Annotated in this window: 5 protein-coding genes; 4 read left to right on the forward strand and 1 reads right to left on the reverse strand. The window is 53.0% G+C overall.

The window, feature by feature from the left end; translation table 11 throughout:
* Positions 1 to 21 precede the first annotated feature (21 nt).
* The 4 genes from MHI14_RS03845 (at position 22) to MHI14_RS03860 (ending at position 25,975) form a co-directional block, all read left to right on the forward strand.
* Positions 22 to 3,330: a non-ribosomal peptide synthetase gene (locus MHI14_RS03845; RefSeq protein WP_341129902.1), complete on the forward strand. Its 3,309-nt coding sequence runs from the start codon at positions 22 to 24 to the stop codon at positions 3,328 to 3,330.
* Complete coding sequence (locus MHI14_RS03850) at positions 3,320 to 5,146, forward strand: ABC transporter ATP-binding protein (RefSeq protein ID WP_341129903.1); 1,827 nt, start codon at positions 3,320 to 3,322, stop codon at positions 5,144 to 5,146. The genes MHI14_RS03845 and MHI14_RS03850 overlap by 11 nt, the downstream gene beginning before the upstream one ends.
* Positions 5,143 to 6,876, forward strand: a complete 1,734-nt coding sequence (locus MHI14_RS03855) for an ABC transporter ATP-binding protein (protein WP_340912614.1) — start codon at positions 5,143 to 5,145, stop codon at positions 6,874 to 6,876. Before MHI14_RS03850 ends, MHI14_RS03855 begins: the two co-directional genes overlap by 4 nt.
* Positions 6,877 to 6,961: 85 nt before the next feature.
* Positions 6,962 to 25,975 (forward strand): non-ribosomal peptide synthetase, encoded by a 19,014-nt coding sequence (locus MHI14_RS03860; protein ID WP_341129904.1) that lies wholly within the window; start codon positions 6,962 to 6,964, stop codon positions 25,973 to 25,975.
* A 366-nt stretch (positions 25,976 to 26,341) separates the two neighbouring features.
* Here the strand turns inward: MHI14_RS03860 and MHI14_RS03865 are convergent, their stop codons facing one another.
* Positions 26,342 to 26,992: a nitroreductase family protein gene (locus MHI14_RS03865; RefSeq protein WP_091038400.1), complete on the reverse strand. Its 651-nt coding sequence runs from the start codon at positions 26,990 to 26,992 to the stop codon at positions 26,342 to 26,344.

A 26,992-nucleotide genomic window follows, 5' to 3' on the forward strand; every position in this document is an offset into this window, starting at 1 on the left:
TCATTTTTAGGGGAGGTACGAATGAAATCTTTATTTGAAAAGGAAGAACGGTACTGGAGCAGCAAGTTTGACGACGAAGACAGCCTGAGCTTCCTTCCCTATAGTCAATCCTCCAAATTATCTGCGGGCGGCGAAGCTGCGGCAGAGCCGGCTTTGCTTCACCGTACCCTGCCGAGTGAGCTCTCGGAGAGAATTATTCGCCTCGCTAATGGTTCGGATCTGGCTTTGTACATGATTGTTTTGGCAGGAGTAAAAAGCCTGCTGTTCAAATATACAGGGCAGGATCAAGTACTGGTCGGCATGCCTTCTTGTAGCGCGGACCCGGACGTGACTCAGCCGTCGCATGACATCCTGGTGATCAAAACGTCCGTAAGCAGCCAGACTACGCTGAAAACGCTGCTCGGGGGCATCAAAGCCTCCATCGGCGAGGCGCTGGAGCATCAGCATCTGCCTTTTCGGAAAATGGTGGAGCCGCTCCATCTGGACTATACAGGGGAAGGAGTCCCAGTCGTCAACACCGTCGCATCCTTCGCCCCGATTCATCCTGAACCGCTGGGTAACCGGGTGGCGGCCGATACGGATTTTCGATTCGACCGCCAAAACGACTCTATCGAGCTAGAAATAAGCTTTGACGGGAATCGATACGAGCGTGCATTTGTGGAACAGACGGCCGACCACCTTGTTCGGCTTCTGTCCGTGCTTGTATTTCAGCCGGATCTGGAGCTTGGACAAGCCGATGTGCTTTCCCCGGACGAGAGGGAGACGTTGCTGAATCGATTTAATGATACCGAAACCGGGTTCGAGCGGGGGAAAACGATTCACGGTTTGTTTGAAGAACAGGCGGAGCTTTACCCGGACAACGTGGCCGTTGTCATGAACGAACGGCAGCTGACCTACCGCGAGCTGAACGAGCGATCCAACCGTCTTGCGCGCAGGCTGAGGGAGACGGGAGTCGCAGCGGACCAGCTGGTAGCGATTCTGGCCGAACGCTCACTCGATATGGTTGTCGGCATACTGGGGATTCTCAAAGCGGGCGGAGCCTACGTGCCTGTTGATCCCGACTACCCGGAGGAGCGCATCCGCTTCATGATCGAGGATTCGGGTGCACCGTTATTGCTGATTCAAAAGCATTTGCATGAGAAGACCGACTTCGCAGGAATGCGCCTTGAAATAAATGATTTCGTTTGGGGAGATAGTGGGACGGATTCGGAAGGTGCGCTGGACGCTTTGAATCTGGAGCCAATTTCCGGTCCGGAGAACCTGGCATATGTCATCTACACATCGGGAACGACTGGCAAACCCAAAGGCACGTTGATCGAGCATAAAAACGTTGTGCGCCTTTTGTTCAACGACAAGAACCTGTTCGACTTTGGGCCGTCCGACACGTGGACGTTATTCCATTCGTTCTGCTTCGATTTTTCCGTCTGGGAGATGTACGGAGCGCTTCTAAATGGAGGAAAGCTGGTTATCGTACCGCCGCTTACGGCGAAAAATCCGGCCGAGTTCCTGGCACTGCTGAGCCGCGAAAGTGTCACGATTTTGAACCAGACGCCAACATATTTCTACCAGCTGCTGCGTAAGGTCTTGGCGGATCATCCATACGATCTGCGGATTCGCAACGTCATCTTCGGCGGCGAAGCGCTTAGTCCGCTTTTGCTCAAGGGCTTCAAGACGAAGTACCCGGAGACAAAGCTGATCAATATGTACGGCATTACCGAAACGACGGTTCACGTGACGTATAAGGAAATTACGTGGGTCGAGATGGAGGCGGCGAAGAGCAATATCGGCAAGCCAATCCCAACACTGAGGGTTTATGTCCTGGATGAAAACCGCCGCCCTGTGCCGATTGGCGTAGCGGGCGAAATGTACGTGGCCGGGGAAGGGCTTGCGAGAGGATACCTGAACCGTCCGGATTTGACGGCGGAGAAGTTCGTTGATTCCCCGTTTGCGGATGGGGAAAAACTGTATCGCTCAGGCGACTTGGCGACTTGGCTGCCGGACGGCAACATCGAATACCTCGGCCGAATTGACCACCAGGTCAAAATCCGCGGATACCGGATCGAGCTGGACGAAATTGAGACGCAGCTTTTGAACGTGGAGGGCGTGGAAGAAGCGGTGGTACTCCCCCGGGACGACGCGAACGGCCATAAGCAACTTGTTGCTTATTACGTCGCGGAAACAAAGCTGGCGGCGAATGAACTCAAGGAGCAGCTCGCCCAGCAGCTTCCGGGGTATATGATTCCTGCGCATCTTGTGCAGCTTTCGCAGATGCCGCTGACTGCTAACGGAAAAATCGACCGCAAAGCTCTGCCGGTGCCGGAGGAAGCTGCGGCTGTAGGAGCGGAATATGTTGCGCCGAGAACACTGCTCGAGATGAAGATCGCCCGTGTCTGGCAGGATACACTTGGCATTCCACAGGTCGGCGTAAAGGATAACTTTTTTGAGCTGGGCGGCAATTCCTTAAGTCTGATGAGGCTCGTTCAAGCCGTTTACGATGAAACGGGCATTGAGATACCGCTGAATCGCCAATTCCATCATGTAACCGTTGAAGCCATGGCTTTTGGAGAGGAGGATCTGGGCCTGGATAAAGGGGGAGATTCCTTCATTAAGCTGAATAAAACAGGGGATCTGAACGTGTTCTGCTTCCCTCCAGGCAGCGGCTTCGGCATCGGTTACCGAGAGCTTGCAAGCAGGCTAGACGGCCGATTCGTGCTTTACGGCATTGATTTTATAGACGATGTCATCGATTACGAGGCCATGCTGAACCGTTATGTGGATGAGATTGTTCGCATCCAGCCGGAAGGACCTTACGTGCTGCTCGGTTACTGCTTCGGAGGCAACCTGACGTTCGAAGTAGCCAAAATGATGGAAAGAAGAGGGTATTCCGTAACGGACTTGCTCATGGTGGACTCGTGGATTAAGGACACACTCACACCTTATGAAACGTCTGAGAAAGAGCTTGAAGAAATGCTTGCGGATTTCGACGAAGAAGAAAAGGAATTAATGAGCAATCCACTCGTGCGGGAGCGTGTTCATCGGAAAATCAAAGCCACCTTGACGTACGAAGCGCAGCTTATTAATTCAGGCACAATAACTGCCCGTATTTACGAACTGATTGCGAAGGACAGCGAAGCGTTCCGCCTGGAGCACCAGTTGCCGTCCTGGCAGAGGGCAACGACGCAAGCTTATTCTGATTACCGGCTGGAGGGCGCACACGAGGAATTACTGGAACTCGCGCGTGTGGAAGAAACGGCCATTGTCATCCGTGACATCTTAGTGCAAATCAAGCGGCAGATCGAAGCGGAGGCCGGGGTCCTGCATGGGAGCTGATCGGCAGATGTCTGTTCAAGAACAAGGCACAGCGGCGCCTTCCAAGCGCCGAACCGCTTATGCCACCTGGAAAGCGTTCCGCTGGCTGATGTCCTATGTAAGCCGTCACAAAGGCTGGATGATCGTCGGTATCCTGTCCGCAATTGCCGCCGCGGTTATTGAGATATGGACGGGACGTTTGGTCGAGCAGCTGACCACACAGGCCGAGAATGGGGCGGGGCCGATCGTTCTGCAGATCGTGTACACGGTCTTTGTGGTCATCTTGATCGGTGTGCCGGCGAAGTTTTTCATGAGCTTTGGTGTGGAGCGAAGCAGTGCCTCTGCGGTGCAGGATATCCGCAACCATGTCATGCGTCATATCGGCAAACTCCCGGTCCCCTATTTGGAAAAGCAGCACTCCGGCGACGTGTTGTCGCGGATCAACAACGATCTGCAGCTCATCCAGCAATTTATGATTCGGGACCTCGCCCAGTGGTTTTATCATCCGTTATTATTTATCGGCTGTTTCGCTTATTTGATGTATCTCCAATGGGAGCTGATGCTGTACAGCCTGTTGTTATTTCCCGTAGCACTGCTGGTTTCCCAATGGATCGGCAAGCAGTTGGAACAGTTGACGGAGGAAGCCCAGGCAAACATGGGCCGAATGAACATCAACCTCCAGGATACGCTTGGGGGGATGCCTATTGTAAAAAGCTATCTGCTATCTGGTATGTTATCTCGCTCCTACCAAGTGTTGCTGCAATTAACGGCTCAAAAAAAGCTGGCCGTGAAAAAGCGGGAAGCCTGGGTCAATCCTCTGCTTTCTACGCTGATGATCAGCCCGATCATTTTCGCCGTCAGTTACGGTAGCTATTTGATCTACAACGGGCAGCTAGCCGCGGGAGAACTAATCGCCTTCCTGTACTTGCTTAATCTGTGTCTGGAGCCGCTGGAGCATATTCCCGAGCTCATCACGCGCACGTTTGAAATGACCGGTGCCCTGAGAAGGGTCTCCGAAATCGTCGAGCAGCCGACCGAAACGGAGAATGGCCGTTTGCTTCCAAAAGCGAGCGCCGCTCCCATCCATTTTCAGAACGTAACCTTCGGGTATGAAGAGAGTTCTCCAATTCTGCGGAATGTTAGCTTCTCGGTGCCGGAAGGCAAGACGATTGCACTTGTCGGAGCGAGCGGCGGAGGGAAGAGCACGGTGTTTAAACTGGTATGCGGGTTTTATCCACTTCCGGAGGATCAGGGTGAGATCCGCGTGTTCGGAAGCCTGATCCACGGCGCTGATCCAGAGCAGCTTCGGTCGCATTTTTCCGTGGTAACCCAAGATTCATATTTGTTTAGCGGTACAATCGCCGAAAATATCGGCTATGGGCGGGAAGAAGCGTCGATGGACGACATTATCGAAGCCGCCAAATCCGCTCAGGCTCATTCTTTCATTATGCAGCTTAAGGACGGTTACCAGACGTATGTCGGAGAGCGCGGCGGGTTTTTGTCCGGTGGGCAACGCCAGCGCATTGCAATGGCCCGGGCTTTTCTGAAGGATGCTCCCGTTCTGCTGTTGGACGAGCCCACATCGGCACTTGATCCGGAGTCGGAAAGCGCGGTTCAGGAAGCGCTGGGCGTATTGATGAAGCAGAGAACGTCCATGGTTATTGCCCACCGGCTTTCTACGGTACAAAACGCCGATGAAATCTGGGTTATGGAACAAGGAAATATTATCGAAAAGGGCACTCATGAACAATTGCTCGAGAGGAAGGGAATGTACGCCCAGTCGTACTACCAGGAATTTACCGAGTCTGCCGAACGCAGGGAGGTGTCGTACACATGAAAAAGGGCGGAAGGCTATCGCAAGTGAAAGAACTTGGCTACTTGCTGACGTTTATGAACCGCAAGCGCAAAACCCAGTACGCGATTGGCCTTGCTGTAACGGCGCTCACCCAGACATTGTTTCTGATCGCCTTCAGCTTGGTCGTACATAACTTGGTTGATTTCGCCGTGTCCCGAGATACGTCCCTGATGGTGGAAGCTTTTATTATTTTGGGCGCGGCCCTGTTTCTGGAAAATATAATTTCTCCCTGGTTCATTTACTTATACCAGCGAAGTGTCGAGCTGACTGTGCTGAATATCCGCAAACGTCTTTATGACAAGCTGTGCCGGGTGCGGCCGAGATTCCTGGAGCAGACGCACCATGGGGACTTGCTGTCGCGGGTGAACAACGACGTAACGACCGTTGAGTTTACATTCTCGCAGGTTTACTTCGTTTTGTTGCTTCAAGTTGTCTTTTGCATCGGCTCCATTGTCTCCATGGTGGTGATCGATTGGCGATTTGCCGGCGTATCCTTCGTCGTTCTGCTGCTGTCCTCTCTGGTCAGCCTGAAATTTGCACGGGATATCCGCGCTTTGTCCGAACAAGGCTTGCAAACGCTCGGTAAAATGACTGAAAAATTCAAAGATTTTATGGGCGGCATTCAAATTGTGAAGCTGTTCCGCATCCGCACGATTTACGGCCAGTACGAGGCGTTGAACGAACAAATGACGCAAACGCTTCGGCAAACGGCGAAAAAGAACGGTATGCAGGCTGCGGTGAACCATTTTATCAGCTACGTCACGTTCTGCGGCATCATCGTCATCGGCAGTCTTCTTTATGCCTACGGATTGATGGGAATGGGAAGTGTCGCCGCTCTGGCAGTTTTGCAAGTGAATCTGACGCACGCCTTGTTGAACTTGGGGACGGTTCTGTCGATGACCCAAAATTCGCTCGCGGGCGCTCACCGGATTCAAGAGGTACTAAGCGAAGAAGAGGAACCGGAGCGTCTGGGATCTTCTCGTAGCGAGCTTGTATCGGAGGCTGCGGTGGAGTTTCGCGATGTGGAATTTTCCTATCAGGCGGATAAAAAGGTACTTGTCGACATGTCCATGCAGGTGTTTCCTGGTCAGGTCGCTGCGATCGTGGGAGCCAGCGGCAGCGGCAAAAGTACACTGATCAAGTTGCTGCTCGGCTTTTATCCTGTGGATAGCGGTGATATCCTGCTCCAGGGCAAACCGTTCGGCCATTACACGCTGGACGAAATCCGCAGGCAGATTGCATACGTTCCGCAGGAGCCGTTTTTGTTTACCGGCACGATTGAGGAAAACATCCGTTATGGCAACCCGGATGCAACGGATGAAGAAGTGGTTGAAGCGGCCAAAGCGGCGTACGCTCACCATTTCATTCAGGAACTTCCTGAACAGTATAAAACGCCGGTGGGAGAGAGGGGAGCGTCGTTGTCAGGTGGACAAAGGCAGCGAATTGCGATCGCCCGGGCGATTCTTAAAAACGCCCCGATTCTCCTGCTGGACGAAGCAACTTCTGCATTGGATAACGAATCCCAGCATTGGGTACAGCAAGCTCTGAACGTATTGATGAAGGGGCGCACCACCATTCTGATTGCGCATCGTCTCAGCACGGTGGAACATGCAGATTTGATTACGGTTATGAACCAAGGAACGGTCGTCGAACGGGGCCGCCATCAGGACCTGCTGGCGCTCGGAGGTTACTACGCTCGGCTGTACGGATAGACCCGCTTTACGGCGGGCGGCTTCCTGCTGATATCCAGGTATAAAGCCTAACTACAAACAATCTCTAATACGGGAGTGTGTCGATGTGAGAGAGAATACGAACAAGCAATATGGATTAACGCAAGCCCAGCGCCGGATATGGTTCATGGAAATTATGAATCCGGGCACATCCATCACGATGCTTTCCGCGACCTACCAGATTACGGGCGAGATCGACACCAAGCTGCTGGAGCAAGCGGCGGCAGAGATTGTCAAAACCTATGATGCTTTCCGAATCCGCATTGGCGGGGATTTGCAAAATCCAACGCAGTGGTTCGAAGAGACGGAGAATGTCCAAACGCGGATAAGCCACCTCGAAATAGGCACGACCGAACAATTCTATGCTTGGGTGAAAGAAGTAACCGAAAAACCGGCCAGCGTGTTCGACGAACACCTCTATCAATTTACGATGATCCATTTTGCGAACGGCCAAGTATGGCTTAATTTGACTGTAAATCATATCATCGCCGATGGTTTGTCCGTCACTGCTTTGCTGCATGCGGTGATGGAAAAATACCTGGAACTGCGCAAAGGCATCTTCACCAGTTACCAGGCCCCTTCCTATCTGGATTATATTTCAACTGAACATGAATATGAGCAATCGCAGCGTTATCAAAAAGGCAAGGAATACTGGCTGACCAAGTACAACACTTTGCCTGAAACGAGCGGCATTAAATCGGTTCCGCCATTCTCGATTGGCAGCGAATCGAATAAACGTTCAATCACTTTGGATGCTTCCCGCTACGACCGCATTCTGGCTTTTAGCGAACAATATCAGGTCAGTTTATATACGTTATTTTTGTCCGCCATGTACGTTTTATTGTATAAGCTGACCGACAGCACCGATGTGCCGGTAGGCACGGTTTTTGCCAATCGCACCAGCAAGAAGGAAAAAGATACGATCGGTATGTTCGTTAGCACCGTAGCTACGCGGATTAGTCTGAATCCAGATGGGTCCGTGCTTTCCTTGATCCAAACGGTTTCCAAGGAAAATACGGCGGATCTGCGGCATCAGAAATATCCTTATAACCAATTGATCCAGGATTTACGTGAACAACACGGCCGCAACGATCTTTCGGAGCTGTTCCGCACGTCTCTGGAATATCTGCCTTTGAAAATCGTGGAGTACGAAGAAATCAAGGTACGTCTGGAGGCTCACTTTGCTAGGCACGAGATGGACGATTTACTGCTGCGCTTCGACCATATGCTGAATGAAGGCCATGTCATTCTCCATGCTTCCTATCGTACCGGCCTGTTCGAGACGACCGAGATTGATCGCATTATAGAACAGTATGTAACCGTTTTGGACCAGTTTCTTGAGACTCCCGAACTGCGGGTACGCGAGATTTCTCTACTGAGCGATGAGGAGAGACGCCGAATTCTGGAAGTGTTTAACCCGCCGGTGGCAGCACTGAACGAGGGAATAGCGTTTCATCGGTATGTCGAAAAGTTTGCCCGAGACATTCCGGATCACCCGGCAGTTGTTTACATGGACAAAAAGCTGACTTACGGCGAATTGAACAAACACGCCGAGCGTCTGGCTTCGCTCCTTCGTGAACAGGGCGTGGGAAGGGAGACGATTACGGGGATCTGGGCGGAGCGTTCGGTGGAACTGCTGGTCGGTGTGCTCGCTGTATGGAAAGCTGGCGGAGCTTATGTACCGCTGGACCCCGATTATCCGGCGGAACGTATTGAGTACATGCTCAGCGATAGCGAAGCATCGGTGCTGCTTACGCAGCGTCATCTGTTGGAGGGGACCGGAGGTTGGTTGGCTGATGACCGGCTGAAGCTTCAAGCTGTCTATGCGATGGACGATGAACAGATGTATAACGGGGATACCTCAGCAGCCGTGGAATTTGAATCTGCTGATAGTGCCCCGCAAGACTTGGCTTATGTGATTTACACCTCGGGTACGACGGGACGCCCAAAAGGCGTCATGATTGAGCATGGTAGTCTCATGAATACGGCGGATGCGTACCGCCGTGAGTACCGGTTGGATCAGTTCCCGGTGAGGCTGCTGCAACTGGCAAGCTTTTCGTTTGACGTGTTTGTTGGAGACATCGCGCGGACGCTGTATAACGGAGGCACGATGGTAATTGTGCCAAAGGATGACCGGATTGATCCGAACCGCTTATACGGCTGGATTCGGGACCAAAACATTACGGTATTTGAATCGACACCTGCGCTCATCCTACCGTTCATGCAGCATATTTATGAAGAAGGGCTAGACGTTAGCTCCATGCAGCTGCTGATTACCAGCTCCGATGCTTGCAGTGTCACCGATTACCGATTGCTGCAGGAAAGATTCGGCGGACAATTCAGCATCATCAACAGCTACGGCGTTACCGAAGCGGCCATTGACAGCAGTTTTTACGATGAGCCGCTGGACAAGCTGCCATCGTTGGGTCATGTGCCGATCGGCAAAGCCTGGCTGAACGCCCGGTTTTACATTGTCGATGCCGGGTTAAAGCCGGTTCCTGTAGGGGTTCCGGGTGAGCTTGTCATCGGCGGCGCCGGGGTGGCGCGCGGGTATTGGAACCGTCCGGACCTAACCGCCGAGAAGTTTGCAGACAGCCCGTTTGTGTCCGGCGAACGTCTGTATCGGACAGGAGATTTGGCCCGCTGGCTGGAAGACGGCAACGTTGACTTCATCGGCCGGATCGACTATCAGGTGAAAATTCGCGGGTTCCGGATCGAACTCGGCGAAATTGAAACGGCCCTGTTGCGTTTCCCGGGGATCAAGCAGGCTGTGGTGACTGACCGTACGGATGAGCAGGGGCAAAAGTATTTGTGCGGTTACGTGGCGGGGGATGTTTCCTTGCAGCTGAGCGATCTGCTGTCCCAATTGAAGCAAGAGCTGCCTGCGCATATGGTTCCGACCCGGCTGGTGTCTCTTGATCAGCTTCCGCTCACACCAAATGGCAAGATTGACCGTAAAGCGCTGCCTGAACCGACCGGAGAGGTAGAAGCGGGCCGTGAGTATGTGGCTCCTCGCACAACGCTGGAAACAAGACTTGCTCTTATTTGGCAGCAGGTGCTGGGTGTTGCGCGAGTTGGAGTCCAAGACGATTTCTTTGACCTGGGTGGTCATTCCTTGCGGGCCTCCGCGCTTGTTTCCAAGATTCGAAAAGAGCTGCAAGTCGAGGTTCCGCTGCGGGACGTTTTCCGCTACACCACGATCGAACAGCTGGCCCAAAGAATCGGCGGTTTAAAGCAGCAGGAGACGTATGAGATTACAAAGGCGGCAGAGGCCGAGTATTATCCGGTTTCATCCGAGCAAAAGCGTCTGTACGTCCTGCGCCAGCTTGACACGGCCGAGCGTAGCTACAATATGTCGGCGGCGCTTCTTCTCGAAGGCAAGCTGGACCGCACGCGCGTAGAGTACGCGTTCCGGGCGTTGATTCAGCGCCATGAGACACTGCGTACCGGGATCGAGCAGGTTCAAGGCGAGTTTGTGCAGCGCATCTATGACGAGGTGGAGTTTGCTGTAGATTATTTCCAGGCGAGCGAGCGAGAAGTGGACCAAGTGGTGGAAGCATACTATCACCCGTTTGATCTGACCAAGCCACCACTTCTTCGCATCGGCCTGATCGAAGTCGCCGAGGATCGCCACATCCTGCTGTTCGATATGCACCATATCGTCTCGGATGGCATCTCGACAGCATTGCTTTTCGACGAGTTCAGCCGTCTGTATCGGGGTGAGGAGCTGGCTCCGTTGCGTATTCAATACAAAGATTATGCCGTTTGGCAGCATTCCGAAGCCTACGGGCAGTTGATCCAGCCGCAGAAGGAGTACTGGCTGGAACAGCTGTCGGGCGAGCTGCCTGTATTGGAACTGCCGACGGACTTCCCGCGGCCTGCGGTGCAAAGTTTTGACGGCCGGACCGTGAAGTTTGATATTGGGAAAGAACGGACGGAGAAGCTGAAAGAACTGGCCGCACGGACGGGCACGACCCTGTACATGGTGCTGTTGTCTGCTTACTCGATCCTTATGCATAAATATTCGGGTCAGGAAGATCTGATCGTGGGAACGCCGATTGCCGGAAGAACGCAAGAAGAAGTGCAGCCAATCGTAGGTATGTTTATCAACACGCTTGCCATTCGCAGCCATCCGGAGCGTTCCAAGCCGTACCTTAAGTACCTGGAAGAAATGAAGGAAATCACACTCGGGGCTTTTGAACACCAAAATTATTTGTTCGAAGATTTGGTGGAAAGTCTTCACATTCCGCGCGCGACCGGCCGGAATCCGCTCTTTGATACGTTCTTCTCCCTGCAAAATACGGAGAATGAGCAAATTGTCATCGAGGGGCTGGAGCAATCGTTTTATCCGTTGGAAAACCGAACGTCCAAGTTCGAGCTGCTTCTGGATATTTCGGAGCTGGATGGTCAGCTCGAATGCCGGTTGGAGTACGCTACTGCTTTATATAAACAGGAGACTGCGGAGCGGTTCGCCAGACATTATGACAAGCTACTCGAAACTATCGCAACAGCGCCGGAAGGGGATATTGCTTCACTGGAAATGCTAACGGAGCAGGAAATCCGTGAACTGGTGCGCGGTTTTAATGATTCGGAGGCAGACTACCCGCGTCAGCAGACGATTCATGGCTTGTTCGAAGAGCAGGCGAAGCTTTACCCGGATAACGTGGCCGCCGTCATGAATGAGCGGCAGTTGAGCTACCACGAACTGAACGAGCGATCCAACCGCCTTGCGCGTAAGCTGCGGGAGACAGGAGTCGAAGCGGATCAGTTGGTAGCGATTCTGGCCGAACGTTCGCTTGATATGGTCGTCGGCATTCTGGCGATTCTCAAAGCGGGCGGAGCCTACGTGCCTGTTGATCCCGACTACCCGGAGGAACGCATCCGCTTCATGATTGAGGATTCGGGCGCACCGTTATTGCTGATTCAAAAGCATTTGCATGAGAAGACCGACTTCGCAGGAACGCGCCTTGAATTGGACGATTTCGTTTGGGTCGACAAAGGGGCGGACTCCGCTGGTGCGCTGGACGCTTCGAATCTAGAGCCGATTTCCGGGCCGGGTAACTTGGCTTATGTCATCTACACATCGGGAACGACCGGCAAACCCAAAGGCACGTTGATCGAGCATAAAAACGTTGTGCGCCTTTTGTTCAACGACAAGAACCTGTTCGACTTTGGGTCGTCCGACACGTGGACGTTATTCCACTCGTTCTGCTTCGATTTCTCAGTCTGGGAGATGTACGGAGCGCTGCTGAATGGAGGAAAGCTGGTTATCGTACCGCCGCTTACGGCGAAAAATCCGGCCGAGTTCCTGGCACTGCTGAGCCGCGAACGGGTCACGATTTTGAACCAGACACCAACATATTTCTACCAACTGCTGCGTGAGGTTTTAGCGGACCATCCGTACGATCTGAGGATTCGCAACGTCATCTTCGGCGGCGAAGCGCTCAGCCCGCTGTTGCTCAAGGGTTTTAAGACGAAGTATCCGGAGACAAAACTGATCAATATGTACGGTATTACCGAAACGACGGTTCACGTGACGTATAAGGAAATCACATGGATCGAGATGGAGGCGGCGAAGAGTAATATCGGCAAGCCGATCCCGACGTTGAGCGTGTACGTTCTGGATGAAAACCGTCGTCCTGTTCCGATCGGGGTAGCAGGCGAAATGTACGTAGCCGGGGAAGGCCTGGCGAGAGGATACCTGAATCGCCCGGATCTGACGGCGGAAAAGTTTGTTGATTCGCCGTTTGCGGAGGGGGAGAAACTGTACCGTTCGGGTGACTTGGCGGCCTGGCTACCGGACGGCAACATTGAATACCTCGGCCGGATCGACCATCAGGTCAAAATCCGCGGGTACCGGATCGAGTTGGACGAAATTGAGACACAACTTCTGAACGTGGAGGGCGTGGAAGAAGCGGTGGTGCTCGCCCGTCAGGACAACGGGGGCGAAAAGGCGCTTGTTGCCTACTTTGTGGCGGACCGGACGCTGACGGTCAGCGAAATGAGAAACTTGCTGGCCCAGGAAATGCCGGGATACATGATCCCGTCGTACTTCGTGCAGCTGGAACGCATGCCGCTGACGTCCAACGGCAAAGTGGATCGCAAAGCGCTGCCGGAGCCTCAAGGCGGCTTGCAAACGGGCGTCGAATACGTAGCGCCGCGTAACCTTACGGAGTACCAGCTTGTGAAAATCTGGGAGGAAGTGCTGGGTTACTCCGGCATTGGAGTCCTGGACAATTTCTTCGAGCTCGGAGGGCATTCCTTGCGGGCTACAAACCTTGTCAGCAAAATTCGGAAGGAAATGAACGTTGAACTTCCGCTGCGCGATGTGTTCCGCTATATGACGGTAGAGTCGATGGCTGGGGCTATTGCCAGCTTGGAAGAATCGCAGCACAGCTCGATTCCAAAAGCGGAAGAGAAAGCATATTATCCGGTTTCCTCTGCACAAAAAAGGCTATACGTCCTGCACCAGCTGGATAGCTTGGAGCTGAATTATAACCTTCCAAGCGCCTTACAATTGGAAGGGGTTTTGAACGAGGCCAAAGTTGAAGATGTGCTGACTACTTTGATGGCCCGGCACGATATGCTCCGCACTGGTTTTGAAATTGTGAATGGGGAGCCGATTCAGCGTATTCATCCACTCGTCGCTTTCAAGGTCGAGAAGCTTCAAGCAAGCGAAGATCAGGTTGCAGCCATTCTAGAAGGCTTCATTCAGCCTTTTGACTTGACCCAGCCGCCTTTGCTGCGCGCCCTGTTGATTGAATTGGAGAAAGAAAAATTCCTGCTCGCGCTGGATATGCATCACATTGCTTCCGACGGCCTTTCCATGGATGTGCTGCTACGCGAATTCGTGCGGCTGTACAATGGGGAAGAATTGCCGGAGCTGCGGATTCAATACAAGGATTACGCCGTTTGGCAGCAATCCGAGGAACAGCGTCAACGCATCAAACTACAGGAGGAATACTGGCGCGGGGTATTCAGCTCCGAGCTTCCGGTTCTTGAGCTGCCTCTTGATTACTCCCGTCCAGCCGTTCAGCAGTTTGACGGTCAAACGCTCACGTTTAGGCTAGATGCGGAGAAAGGTGAAGCTCTCAAACAGCTTGCCAGCGATTCGGGGGCGACGTTGTACATGCTTCTGCTGGCTGCGTACTCCGTAATGCTTCATAAATATGCGGGACAGGAAGATATCGTGGTCGGTACTCCGATTGCCGCTCGTTCTCACGCCGACTTGCAGCCGATTATCGGCATGTTTGTCAATACGCTGGCCCTTCGCTTGGGTCCGACGGCAGAGCTGACGTTCATGGATTACTTGCAGGAAGTGAAGGAAACGACGCTTGGAGCCTACGAACACCAGGACTATCCGTTTGAGGAGCTGGTAGAAGCTCTTCAGGTGAGCCGGGATTTAAGCCGGAATCCGCTGTTTGATACCATGTTTTCTTTGCAAAAGCACGAAAGCCTGGATTTAACCCTGGAAGGCCTGGAATGGTCGCTGTTTGACATCGAGGAAAAGACGGCGAAATTTGATCTTAGCTTGGATATCGTGGAAGAGGGTAACGAGTTGGTTTGCAAGATCGAGTACGCTACCTCGTTGTTTAAACAGGAAACGATGGTACGGCTGGCGGGTCATTACGAGCAACTTTTGGCGTCGATCCTGGCTCAGCCGGGTGCGCAGATTTCAGATTTGGACATGTTAACAGACAGCGAAAAGGATAATTTATTGGTTGGGTTTGACGTGTCTTCTTCGGCTCTTGCAAAGCAATCCGCCACAGAGGATACAGGTTTGGAAGCAGAGGAGTCTTGGAGAGAGAGTACGTTCCACGAGCTGTTCGAGGAGCAGGCGGAGCGAACTCCGGGAGCGCTGGCGGTTGTCTACGAAGACAACAAGCTGACGTATGCGGAGCTGAACGCCAAAGCGAATCGTTTGGCGTATGTACTGCGGGCACGCGGGGTGAAGCCGGAACAGGTGGTCGGCATTCTGGCCGGCCGTTCAGCGGAGCTGTTGATTGGGGTACTCGCCGTATGGAAAGCTGGCGGCGCTTATGTACCGCTTGACCCCGACTATCCAGCGGAGCGGATCGAATATATGCTCGCGGATAGCGGTGCATCGGTGCTGCTTACGCAGACCTGCCTGTTGGAGCAGGCGGAAGCTTGGCGCAGCGATGGAGCTCTAACGCTGCAAACGGTGCTTGCACTTGATGACGTCGCGGCGTACAGCCTCAGCGCGGCAGAAACGGCTGTGGGCCTACAAGCTTTAGGCGAAGCAGGCGCGGAGGCGGAGGCTTTGGTGCAAGTGGCAATGGCTGCTGTCGAAACATCTGCCACGGCAGAAGCTGAGCAGAACGTACAAGCGGCGGATCTCGCATCAAATCCGGTAAATGTAAACAAGCCAGGTGATCTGGCTTACGTCATCTACACCTCCGGTACGACGGGCCGTCCGAAGGGCGTGGCAGTGGAACACGGCAGCTTGGTGAACACGGCGGCGGGCTACCGGCGGGACTACCGTCTGGATCAGTTCCCGATCCGGCTGCTGCAACTTGCCAGTTTCTCCTTTGATGTGTTCGTTGGTGACATTGCACGGGCGCTGTACAACGGTGGCACGATGGTCATCGTGCCGAAGGAAGACCGGATTGATCCAAACCGCCTCTATGGCTGGATTCGCGACTACGCCGTGACGGTGTTTGAATCAACTCCTGCGCTGGTCGTACCGTTCATGGAGCATGTGTATGCCGAGGATCTGGATCTTAGCTCGATGCAGCTGCTGATCACAAGCTCGGATGCGTGCAGTGTAGCGGATTACCGCACCTTGCAGGAGCGCTTTGGCTCGCAGTTCCGTATTATTAACAGCTACGGCGTAACAGAAGCGGCGATTGACTCCAGCTTCTATGACGAGCCGATTGAGAAGTTGCCGAAAACGGGCAGCGTGCCAATCGGGAAAGCGTGGCTTAACGCCAGATTCTACATCGTGGATGCAAATCTGAAGCCGGTGCCGATCGGGGTGCTTGGCGAGCTGGTTATCGGCGGAGCGGGTGTGGCCCGCGGTTACTTGAACCGCCCGGATTTGACGGCGGAGAAATTCGTAGATAGCCCGTTCACCGCTGGGGAGCGGTTGTACCGGACGGGTGATCTGGCTCGCTGGATGCCGGACGGCAACGTAGATTTCATCGGCCGAATCGACAATCAGGTGAAAATTCGCGGTTACCGGATCGAGCTTGGTGAGATTGAAGCGGCCATGAAAAATGTTGCCGAGGTGCGTCAAGCGCTTGTCATCGACCGGACGGACGAGCGGGGGCAGAAATATTTGTGCGGGTATGTTGTAGTGGATTCCAGCTTTGATCTGGAAGGGCTTGTGGCCCATCTGGACGCCGTACTGCCTTCTCATATGGTGCCTTCGCGCATCATGCGCTTGGATCAACTGCCGCTTACACCTAACGGCAAGATCGACCGTAAAGCGTTGCCTGTGCCGGAAGGAAGCATTCGTGCCGAGGCTGCATACACGGCGCCGCGTACTCCTGCCGAGAAAGCACTCGCGTTGGTCTGGCAGTCAGTGTTAGGCGTGGATCAGGTTGGCACCATGGATAATTTCTTTGCGCTTGGTGGGGATTCAATTAAAGCTTTACAGGTATCTTCTCGTCTTTTGCAAACGGGGTACAAGCTGGTCATGAAAGATTTGTTCCATTGCCCGACGATTTCCACCCTTAGTTTGCGGTTGCAAACGGCGGAGAGAACGGCAAGCCAGGCCGAAGTGACGGGAGAGGTTATCCTGACTCCAATTCAGCGCTGGTTCTTTGAACAAAATCCGGCCGATGTGCATCATAGCAATCAGGCATTCATGCAGTTCTCCAAGCAAGGCTTTGATGAAAAAGCTTTACGCCAAGCGGTGCGTCAGCTTATCGTGCATCACGATGCTCTTCGTACGGTTTATCGTCAAACCGAGAATGGTTATACCGCCTGGAACCGAGGCGCTGGGGAGAACGAAGTACTGTTCGATCTGGAGGTTGTCGATTTCAAGGGAGTCCGCGACGTGAAAGAAGCGGTAGAGGCTAAGGCAAATGACATTCAAGCGAGCATCGATCTGGAAAACGGTCCGCTGGTGAAGCTTGACTTGTTCCGCTGCGACGACGGCGACCATCTGCTTATCGCAATCCATCACTTGGTCGTAGACGGCGTATCCTGGCGGATTCTGCTTGAGGATTTTGCTGCCGCCTATGAGCAGGCGCTGCAAGGGCAGCCGATTCGTCTGCCGCTCAAAACGGATTCATTCCAAACGTGGGCGAAACAGCTCGCTGATTATGCGAACGGGCCGGCGATGGAAAGCGAGAGAGCGTATTGGCAGTATATCGAGCAATTGGCCTATGAGCCGATTCCAAAAGATTTTGAACAAGGCAGATCCAAGCTGAAGGACAGCGGGCTCGTAACCGTTCGATGGACAGCGGACGAAACTGAACAGCTGCTGAAGCAGGCTCACCGTGCTTACCATACGGAAATGAATGATTTGCTGCTTACTGCGCTGGGCCTCTCCGTACAAGCTTGGAGCGGTCAGGAACGCGTGCTGGTGAATCTCGAAGGCCACGGCCGGGAAGAACTTTTGCCAGATGTGGACATTACGCGCACGGTAGGTTGGTTTACAAGCCAATTCCCTGTTGTTCTGAAGCTGGGTCACGCTCAGGCACTCGGTCATCAGGTGAAACAGGTGAAAGAAAACTTGCGTCGCATTCCGAACAAAGGAATCGGCTACGGCATCCAGCGTTATTTGTCGGCGCCGCGTGACGGAGAGAGCTTCGTTTTGGAGCCGGAGATCAGTTTTAACTATTTGGGTCAGTTCGATCAGGATTACGAAAGCAGTGGCTCGCAGCCATCTCCGTTCAGTCCGGGCTCCGATTCAAGCCCAAATGCTGTGATGGATTATGTCCTCGATATCAACGGTATGGTGTCGGAAGGCGTGTTGGAACTCACGATCCGTTATGGGGAAACCCAGTATCAACGGGAGACGGTTGAGCGCCTGGGCACCCTGCTTCAATCGAGTTTGCGTGAAGTCATCAGCCATTGCGTATCCAAAGAGCGGCCGGAGCTTACTCCTAGTGACGTACTGCTTCAAGATATGACGGTGGAGGAACTGGAGCAGCTGTCCGAACATACGGCGGCACTGGGCGAACTGGAGAATGTATATACCCTGACTCCGCTGCAAAAAGGGATGTTGTTCCACAGCTTGCTGGATGCCGATTCGGAAGCTTACTTCGAACAGGTGACCTTTGATCTGTACGGAAGCCTGAATGTGGAAGCCTTCACTCGCGGATTGGATACGCTGGTACAGCGAAATGAGGCGCTGCGGACCAATTTTATTACCGGCTGGAGAGACGAGCCGATTCAAGTGGTATTCCGCGAGCGGAAGTGTGAAGTGTATTTTGAAGATATTCGCTTGGCAAGAGATGAACACCCGGAGAAGACAATAGCCGATTTTGTAAGCGCGGATAAAGCGAACAAGTTTGATTTGGCCCAAGACTCTCTTATGCGTGTGACCGTTTTGCGCACAGGCGACGAGTCTTACCATGTGATTTGGAGTCATCATCACATTTTGATGGATGGTTGGTGCATGTCCTTCATGATCAAGGAAGTGTTCGACACTTACTTTGCGTTTCAGGAGAAGCGAACGATAGAGCTTCCTCCGGTTACCTCGTACTCCCGGTATATCGAATGGCTGGAAGCTCAAGATGTAGCGAAAGCTTCGGATTACTGGTCGGAGTATTTGGCGGGTTACGATCAGCAGACCAAGCTGCCGCAGGAGAGAACGCAGCTGAAACAGCATGCTTTTGAAATGGCTGAAATCGATGTGGAACTCAGCCAAGGACTGACTGGGCAAATTGAGCGTGTGGCGCGCCAGCAGCAGGTGACACTCAACACGTTTATGCAGACTGTATGGGGACTGGTTCTACAGATATACAACAACAGCGAGGATGTTGTATTCGGCTCCGTTGTATCCGGGCGTCCGGCGGAAATTCCGGGCATCGAAAGCATGATTGGCCTGTTTATTAATACGATCCCGGTCCGTATTCAAGGTAAAGCCGAGGAAACGGTAGCCGATATTTTGAGAAAAACCCAGGATCAAGCGCTGGCATCGGGAGTTTACGAAACGTTCCCACTGTTCGAAATTCAGTCGCTGAGCGAGCAAAAGCGCGACTTGATCAACCATATTATGGTCTTTGAAAATTATCCGATGGAAGAACAGATTGAGCAGGTTGTCGGCGGAGGACAAGAAGCGCTGAAAATCGCTAATATCCAATCGCCAGAACAAACGAACTACGACCTGGACATTACCGTCATTCCGGAAGAGCATATTTTGCTGCGGTTTACGTACAATGCACTGACGTTCAGAGAGCATGACATCAGGCAGATACACGGTCATTTTACCCGTGCATTGGAGCAGGTTGCGGCTAATCCGAATGTTCGTGTAAATGAGTTAGAGCTTATGACGGCGGCGGAAAAAGAAGAAATTGTCGGCGCGTTTAATCCGGTACAGCCGGAAATGGCTCCTGTGGCAGCGTTCCATCGACTGTTCGAGCAACAGGCGGAGCGCACACCGGAAGAGGAAGCCGTCGTGTACGAGAACGATCGGCTGACGTATGCGGAGCTGAACGAGCGGGCGAACCGCCTGTCGGCAACGCTGCGTGCAAGCGGCATCGGCCGGGAGGAGATTGTTGGCATTCTCGCCGAGCGTTCGGTGGATTTGCTGGTGGCCGTGCTGGCCGTCTGGAAAGCGGGAGGGGCGTATGTACCGCTTGATCCGGATTATCCGGCGGACCGCGTGCAGTTCATGCTGGAAGACAGCGGTGCGAAGGTGCTGCTGACACAAACGCTGCTGCGAGAGCGTGCCGAATCCTGGCTTGGCGAAGAGGAACTAGCACTGGAGACGGTGCTGTATCTCGATGACGAAACATCATACAGCGAAGACCGAGCGAATGCACCAATGGACTTCGTCCAAGGCTCCAGCATGGTTTCAGGTCTGGTCTCCGGCGAGCTGACGGGTGCTGTGAACGACCGTAATGAGAGTCACCCAAATGATGTTGATGTTGTCGGTATGGACAACTTCCATGAAGCCCGTCCAGAGGATCTGGCGTACGTCATCTACACGTCGGGAACAACGGGTAAACCAAAGGGTGTAATGATCGAGCACCGCAGCCTGGTGAACACGGCAGCGGGTTACCGACGGGAATATCGGTTGGATCAGTTCCCGGTGCGGCTGCTGCAGCTCGCCAGCTTCTCGTTTGACGTATTCGTGGGCGATATCGCGCGGACGTTGTACAACGGAGGCACGATGGTGATTGTACCGAAAGACGACCGGATTGATCCGTCTCGTCTGCACTACTGGATAGAGCGGGAGCAAGTGACGATCTTTGAATCAACGCCGGCGCTGATTGTACCGTTTATGGAATACGTGCACGAGCAAGGGCTAAAGTTGAGCGGGATGGAGCTATTGATCACAAGCTCGGACAGCTGCAGTGTGGCAGATTACCGTACCTTGCAGGAACGGTTCGGCCCGTCATTCCGCATCATTAACGCCTACGGCGTGACGGAAGCGGCAATTGACTCCAGTTTTTATGACGAGGAGTTGGCGAAATTGCCGCAGACAGGCCATGTGCCGATTGGCAAAGCGTGGTTGAATGCGAAGTTTTACATCGTGGATGCACATCTGAATCCCGTACCGGTCGGGGTGCTGGGCGAGCTAGTTATCGGCGGCGTTGGGGTAGCACGCGGTTACTTGAACCGTCCAGAGCTGACGGAAGAGAAGTTTGTAGACAGCCCTTTCACCGCTGGTGAGCGGTTGTATCGCACGGGAGACTTGGCGCGGTGGATGGAAGACGGCAACGTGGACTTCATCGGCCGGATCGATAACCAGGCAAAAATCCGGGGTTACCGGGTCGAGACGGGCGAAGTCGAAGCAAAGCTGCTGAGTGTAGGTGGCGTGAAGGAAGCAGTCGTTGTTGTCAGGGAAGATCAAGATGGGCAGAAAGCGTTGTGCGCTTATTATACAGTGGAAAAAGACTTGACGGCGGCAGATTTGAAACGTGCGATCTCCAGCGAACTGCCGGGATACATGATTCCGTCGTATTTCGTCGAACTGGAGCAATTGCCTCTAACGCCGAATGGGAAAATTGACCGGAAGGCGCTGCCAGCGCCGGAAGGGGGAGCAGGCGGAGGCCGCGAATACGTGGCGCCGCGCACCGAACTGGAGGTAAAACTGGCCGCCATTTGGCAGGAAGTGCTTGCTCGGGAGAAGAAGGTAGGCGTAACGGACAACTTCTTCGACCTCGGTGGACATTCCCTGCGGGCGACAACACTTGTCAGCAAAATGCATAAGGAGCTGGGCGCCCAATTCCCGCTTCGCGACGTATTCCGCTACTCGACAGTTGAGGAAATGGCTGTGGCTATGGAGCGTTTGGAGATCGGCTCGTTTACGGCTATTCCGGTTGCAGAACCTAGCGAGTATTATCCTCTCTCTTCCGCGCAGAAACGTCTCTATATCTTGAACCAGCTGGAAGGAGGCGAGCTGAGCTACAACATACCAGGAGCTATGCTGCTCGAAGGGCAGCTCAACCGGCAGCGGTTTGAAGAAGCGTTCCGCGGGCTTGTAGCTCGTCATGAAACGCTACGTACTGGCTTTGAGATGGTTGAAGGCGAAGCAGTTCAGCGGATCTACGAAGAAGTCACCTTCCAGGTGGAATATGTGCAGATCAGCGAGGAGCAGGCGGAAGAAACGGTGCGCCAATTCGTTCGTGCGTTTGATCTAGCGAAGCCGCCACTTCTGCGGGTGGGCATTGCTGAACTCGCGCCGGACCGGCACATCCTGATGTTCGATACACATCATATCGTATCTGACGGCGTTTCAATGGACGTACTGATCGAAGAGTTCGTGCACTTGTACAGCGGGGAGCCGCTCAAGCCACTCCGCATTCAGTACAAAGATTATGCAGTATGGCAGCAATCGGACGAGCAGAAAACGCAGCTTGCCAAGCAGGAAGCCTACTGGATTGACATGTTCCGCGGAGAACTGCCAGTTCTAGAAATGCCGACGGACTATCCGCGCCCGGCTATGCAGAGCTACGAGGGCCGCACGCTGCAATTGTTTATGAATATTGAGAAAAGCGAAGGTCTGAAACGGCTTGCAGCTGAGAACGGCGCAACGCTTTACATGGTTCTGCTTGCGGCGTATAAAGTACTTCTGCATAAATATTCAGGTCAGGAAGACGTGGTGGTTGGGACGCCGATTGCGGGCAGAAATCATAGCGACGTTCAGCCGCTGATCGGGATGTTCGTTAATACCTTGGCCATCCGCAGTTACCCGGCTGCCAGTAAGACGTTCCTTGACTACTTGAAGGAAATCAGGGAGACAACGCTGAGTGCTTTTGAACATCAGAATTATCCGTTTGAGGAACTGGTGGATAAGGTAAACGTGGCTCGTGATTTACGCCGTCATCCACTGTTTGATACGATGTTTGCTTTGCAGAATACAGAAAATGTGGAAATCCAGCTTCCGGGCCTTCATTTGTCGACGTATGCCAGCGAAGAAATTGTTTCCAAATTCGATCTCAGCTTGGACGTTACGGAGATTGAGGACGGCTTGGAATATCTGTTTGAATACGCCACGGCTCTATATAAAACCGAAACGATGGAGAAGTTGGCTGCCCACTACTTGCAATTGCTTGAATCCATTCTCCGCAACCCGTCGGCGACTATTGCCGAGCTGAACTTGTTAACGGCAGAGGAAAAAGAGCAGATTGTCGGCGCGTTTAATCCTGCGCAGCCGGAAGAGGCTCCAGTGGTAGCGTTCCATCGACTGTTCGAGGAACAGGCGGAACACACGCCGGAAGCGGAAGCCGTCGTATACGAGAACGATCGGCTAACGTACGCGGAGCTGAACGAGCGGGCGAATCGCTTGGCGGCTACGCTACGCGGAAGCGGCATTGGCCGTGAGGAGATTGTTGGCATTCTCGCCGAGCGCTCGGTGGACCTGCTGGTGGCCGTGATGGCCGTCTGGAAAGCGGGCGGGGCCTATGTACCGCTCGACCCGGATTATCCGGCAGACCGCGTGCGGTTTATGCTCGAAGACAGCGGAGCGAAGGTGCTACTGACGCAAACGCCGCTGCGAGAGCGTGCCGAATCCTGGCTCGGTGAAGAGGAACTGGCACTGGAGACGGTGCTGTATCTCGACGATGAAGCGTCGTACAACGAGGAACGAAGCAATGCGCCAATGGACTTCGGCCAAGGCTCCAGCAGTGCTCCCGATCCAGTCAACGGCAAGCTAACGGGGGCTGTGAACGGTGGTGGCGAGAGTTATCCAAATGATGTTGATGTTGTCGGTATGGACAGCTTCCATGAAGCCCGTCCGGAGGATTTGGCGTATGTCATCTACACGTCCGGAACGACGGGCAAGCCGAAGGGCGTGATGATTGAGCACCGCAGCCTGGTGAACACGGCGGCGGGCTACCGAAGGGAATATCGGTTGGATCAGTTTCCGGTAAGGCTGTTGCAGCTCGCCAGCTTCTCGTTTGACGTGTTCGTGGGTGACATTGCGCGGACGTTATACAACGGCGGTACTATGGTCATTGTACCGAAGGACGACAGGATCGATCCGTCTCGTCTGCACTACTGGATAGAGCGGGAGCAAGTGACGATTTTTGAATCAACACCGGCACTGATCGTGCCGTTCATGGAGTACGTGCATGAGCAGGGGTTGGAATTAAGCGATATGGAGCTATTGATCACAAGCTCGGACAGCTGCAGTGTGGCAGATTACCGTACCTTGCAGGAACGGTTCGGCCCGTCATTCCGCATCATTAACGCCTACGGCGTGACGGAAGCAGCAATCGACTCCAGTTTCTATGACGAGGAGTTGGAGAAACTGCCGCAGACAGGCCATGTGCCGATTGGCAAAGCGTGGTTAAATGCGAAGTTTTACATCGTGGATGCACATCTGAATCCTGTTCCAGTCGGCGTGCTGGGCGAATTGGTTATCGGCGGAGTCGGTGTGGCACGCGGGTACTTGAACCGTCCAGAGCTGACGGAAGAGAAGTTTGTAGATAGTCCGTTTGTCGTAGGTGAGCGACTTTATCGCACGGGAGATTTGGCGCGGTGGATGGAGGACGGAAACGTGGATTTCATCGGCCGGATCGACAATCAAGCGAAAATCCGGGGCTACCGGATCGAGACGGGTGAGATCGAATCGCAGCTGCTGCGGGTGGTAGGTATACGCGAAGCGGTTGTGCTGGTTCGAAGTGATGCGAACGGTCAGAAGGCGCTGTGTGCGTATTACACAACGGATATCGAACTGACGGCGGCCGATCTGAAACGAGCGATCTCCAGCGAGCTGCCGGGTTACATGATCCCGTCGTACTTCGTGGAGTTGGAGCATTTACCTCTGACACCAAACGGGAAAATCGACCGGAAAGCGTTGCCGGCGCCGGAAGAGGGAGCAAGTGCAGGGCGCGAATACGTGGCGCCGCGCAACGATCTGGAGACGAAATTGGTCTCCATCTGGCAGGACGTGCTTGGGTCAGTTACGATTGGTGTGACGGACAACTTCTTCGACCTCGGCGGTCACTCGCTGCGGGCGACGACGCTGGTCAGCAAGGTGCACAAGGAGCTGCACGTGGACCTGCCACTGCGCGATGTATTCCGGTACTCGACTATTGAAGCGATGGCTGAAGTGATTAGCCGATTGGAGCAGCAGGAATTCCTCTCCATTCCGGTTCTGGATAAAAGGGAGTATTATCCGCTTTCCTCTGTGCAAAAACGGCTGTACATCCAGCAGCAGATGGAAGGTGCCGAGCTTAGCTACAACATGTCCGGCATGACGGTTCTCGTCGGGCGCTTGGAGCAGAATCAATTCGAGGCGGCGCTCAAAGGATTAATCGCTCGTCACGAAGTTTTGCGAACTGGCTTCGAAATGGTCGACGGTGAACCGGTACAACGGGTTTATTCGGACTTAGAGTTTGCCGTCGAGTATACAAAAGCGACGGAAAGTGAAACTAAAAGCATTGCGGATGCCTTTGTACGTGTCTTTGATTTGGAGCGGCCGCCGCTGCTGCGTGTGGGCTTAGTTGAATGGGAAGCGGAACGTCATCTGCTTATGCTGGACATTCATCATATCGTCACGGATGGCATGTCTATGGGTATCTTCATCGAAGAGCTGCTGCGCCTGTATAACGGTGAGACACTGGAACCGCTTCGGATTCAATACAAGGAATTCGCCGCTTGGCAGCAGTCCGAACCTGTAAAAGAACGGCTGAAACGCCAGGAAGCCTACTGGCTGGACATGTTGGAAGGCGAACTGCCAACGCTTGAGTTGCCTACGGACTTTGTCAGACCTGCCGCTCGCAGCTTTGAGGGAGATGTGTTGCCTTTCAGTATCGACAAGCAGATGACTGAAAGCTTACAGCGCATTGCCGATGAGAACGGTGCTACCCTATATATGGTGTTATCGGCTGCCTATTCCATCCTGCTCAGCAAGTACTCGGGACAAGAAGATTTCATTGTAGGCACACCGGTTTCGGGCCGCACACATGCTGACCTGGAGCCGCTCATCGGAATGTTTGTCAACACGTTGGCGATTCGCCATTATCCATCCGGGGAGAAGACGTTCCTCGCTTACTTGAACGAAGTCAAAGAAACGATGCTGGGGGCCTACGACCATCAGGATTATCCGTTTGAAGAACTTGTGAAAAAGCTGCAGGTGCCGCGCGATCAAAGCCGCAATCCTGTATTCGATGTCATGTTTGCGCTGGAAACGAAGGAAGATAACGTTCAAAGCTTCGGGGATATCCAGATCGAATCTTATCCAGAAACGCATGCGGTTTCCCAGTTTGACCTTACCTTGGTCATTTCGTTGCTGGATGAGGGAATGAACGGGCAGTTTGAATATGCAACCAAGTTGTTTACGCGCAATCTGATCGACAATTTCGCTCAGGACCTGCTCGTGATCATCACCCAAATTTGCGAACAGCCTTCGGTGCTGCTCAAGGATATTTCTCTGAACGGCCAATCCGAACAGGAGCAAGATGAGCTAGAGGCTATTGATATTATTTTCTAATCCTTTATCCGGCTTGGGTGAAGATGGATCATTTAAGCACGTTATATGCGACATTCGGTATATTGAGAAAAAGTGGTAATGGAAATTTGTGGTGGTTTCACGACTTTTTTATCACCTGACAAAAGTATTTAAGTTATGTAACAAAGGGTCCTGATGACAGTTGTCATCAGGACCCTTTGTTTATGAACGTATAATTAATGTTCCTATGTCCAAATCAGTATGAGGCTATTATAATGAGGGCCTTTAACTGATATAGGATGAGTACTCTGGTATTATGGGATGCACAGTGATTTTCATCTATTTTTCAGACTTAGTATTTACTATAGCATCATCCATAGTCATTTTAGTCTTGAGAGTAGCTGTTGGTTACGCCCAAGTTGTAATCGTTTCAACCGGGAGACGATAGGAAGGATAGCCATCTTTTGCTGCTTTACCTATGGAGATCAACATCACGGGCTGGAACCGTTCTTTATCCAGGCCGAACGCTTCGGCGATCTGACCTTTGTCATAACCAGCCATAGGGTTCGTATCATAGCCATGAGCACGGGCAACGAGCATGAGTTGCATGGATATGAGGCCTGAGTCAATGAGGTTCATGTCACGCAGTTCGGATGCGTTTATGTTCGCATAATAAGGTTGTACCTGCTGCATCTGCATATCCATGATGTCTTGTGGCATGTATCCAAGTTCCACTGATTTGCTGAAAATCTCTTCCATGTATTCAACGTTGTAGGCATCGTAAAACACGGCAATGACAGCGGAAGACGTTAGTGCCTGTGTCTGGTTAAAAGAGGCCAGTGGTGCAAGCTTCTCTTTGCCTTCAGCACTGTCGATAACAAGAAAACGCCAAGGTTGCATGTTAATGGCCGAAGGGGCACGGGAAGCTTTCGCCAGTATTTCGGTCATCTCCTCGCGACTGATTTTCACTTCAGGGTCGTAGACTTTAACGGAATGGCGCTCCAAGACGATGTTATCAAAATCATTTGTTTTGTTGAATTGACCGGTAATTGTGTTCAT

This window comes from Paenibacillus sp. FSL K6-2393 (assembly GCF_038002545.1).
GTDB lineage: Bacteria > Bacillota > Bacilli > Paenibacillales > Paenibacillaceae > Paenibacillus.

Bases quoted from the DNA above. Each gene is read 5' to 3' on its own strand.
- MHI14_RS03845 (WP_341129902.1), top strand. From the start codon at position 22: ATGAAATCTTTATTTGAAAAGGAAGAACGGTACTGGAGCAGCAAGTTT.
- MHI14_RS03850 (WP_341129903.1), top strand. From the start codon at position 3,320: ATGGGAGCTGATCGGCAGATGTCTGTTCAAGAACAAGGCACAGCGGCG.
- MHI14_RS03855 (WP_340912614.1), top strand. From the start codon at position 5,143: ATGAAAAAGGGCGGAAGGCTATCGCAAGTGAAAGAACTTGGCTACTTG.
- MHI14_RS03865 (WP_091038400.1), bottom strand. From the start codon at position 26,992: ATGAACACAATTACCGGTCAATTCAACAAAACAAATGATTTTGATAAC.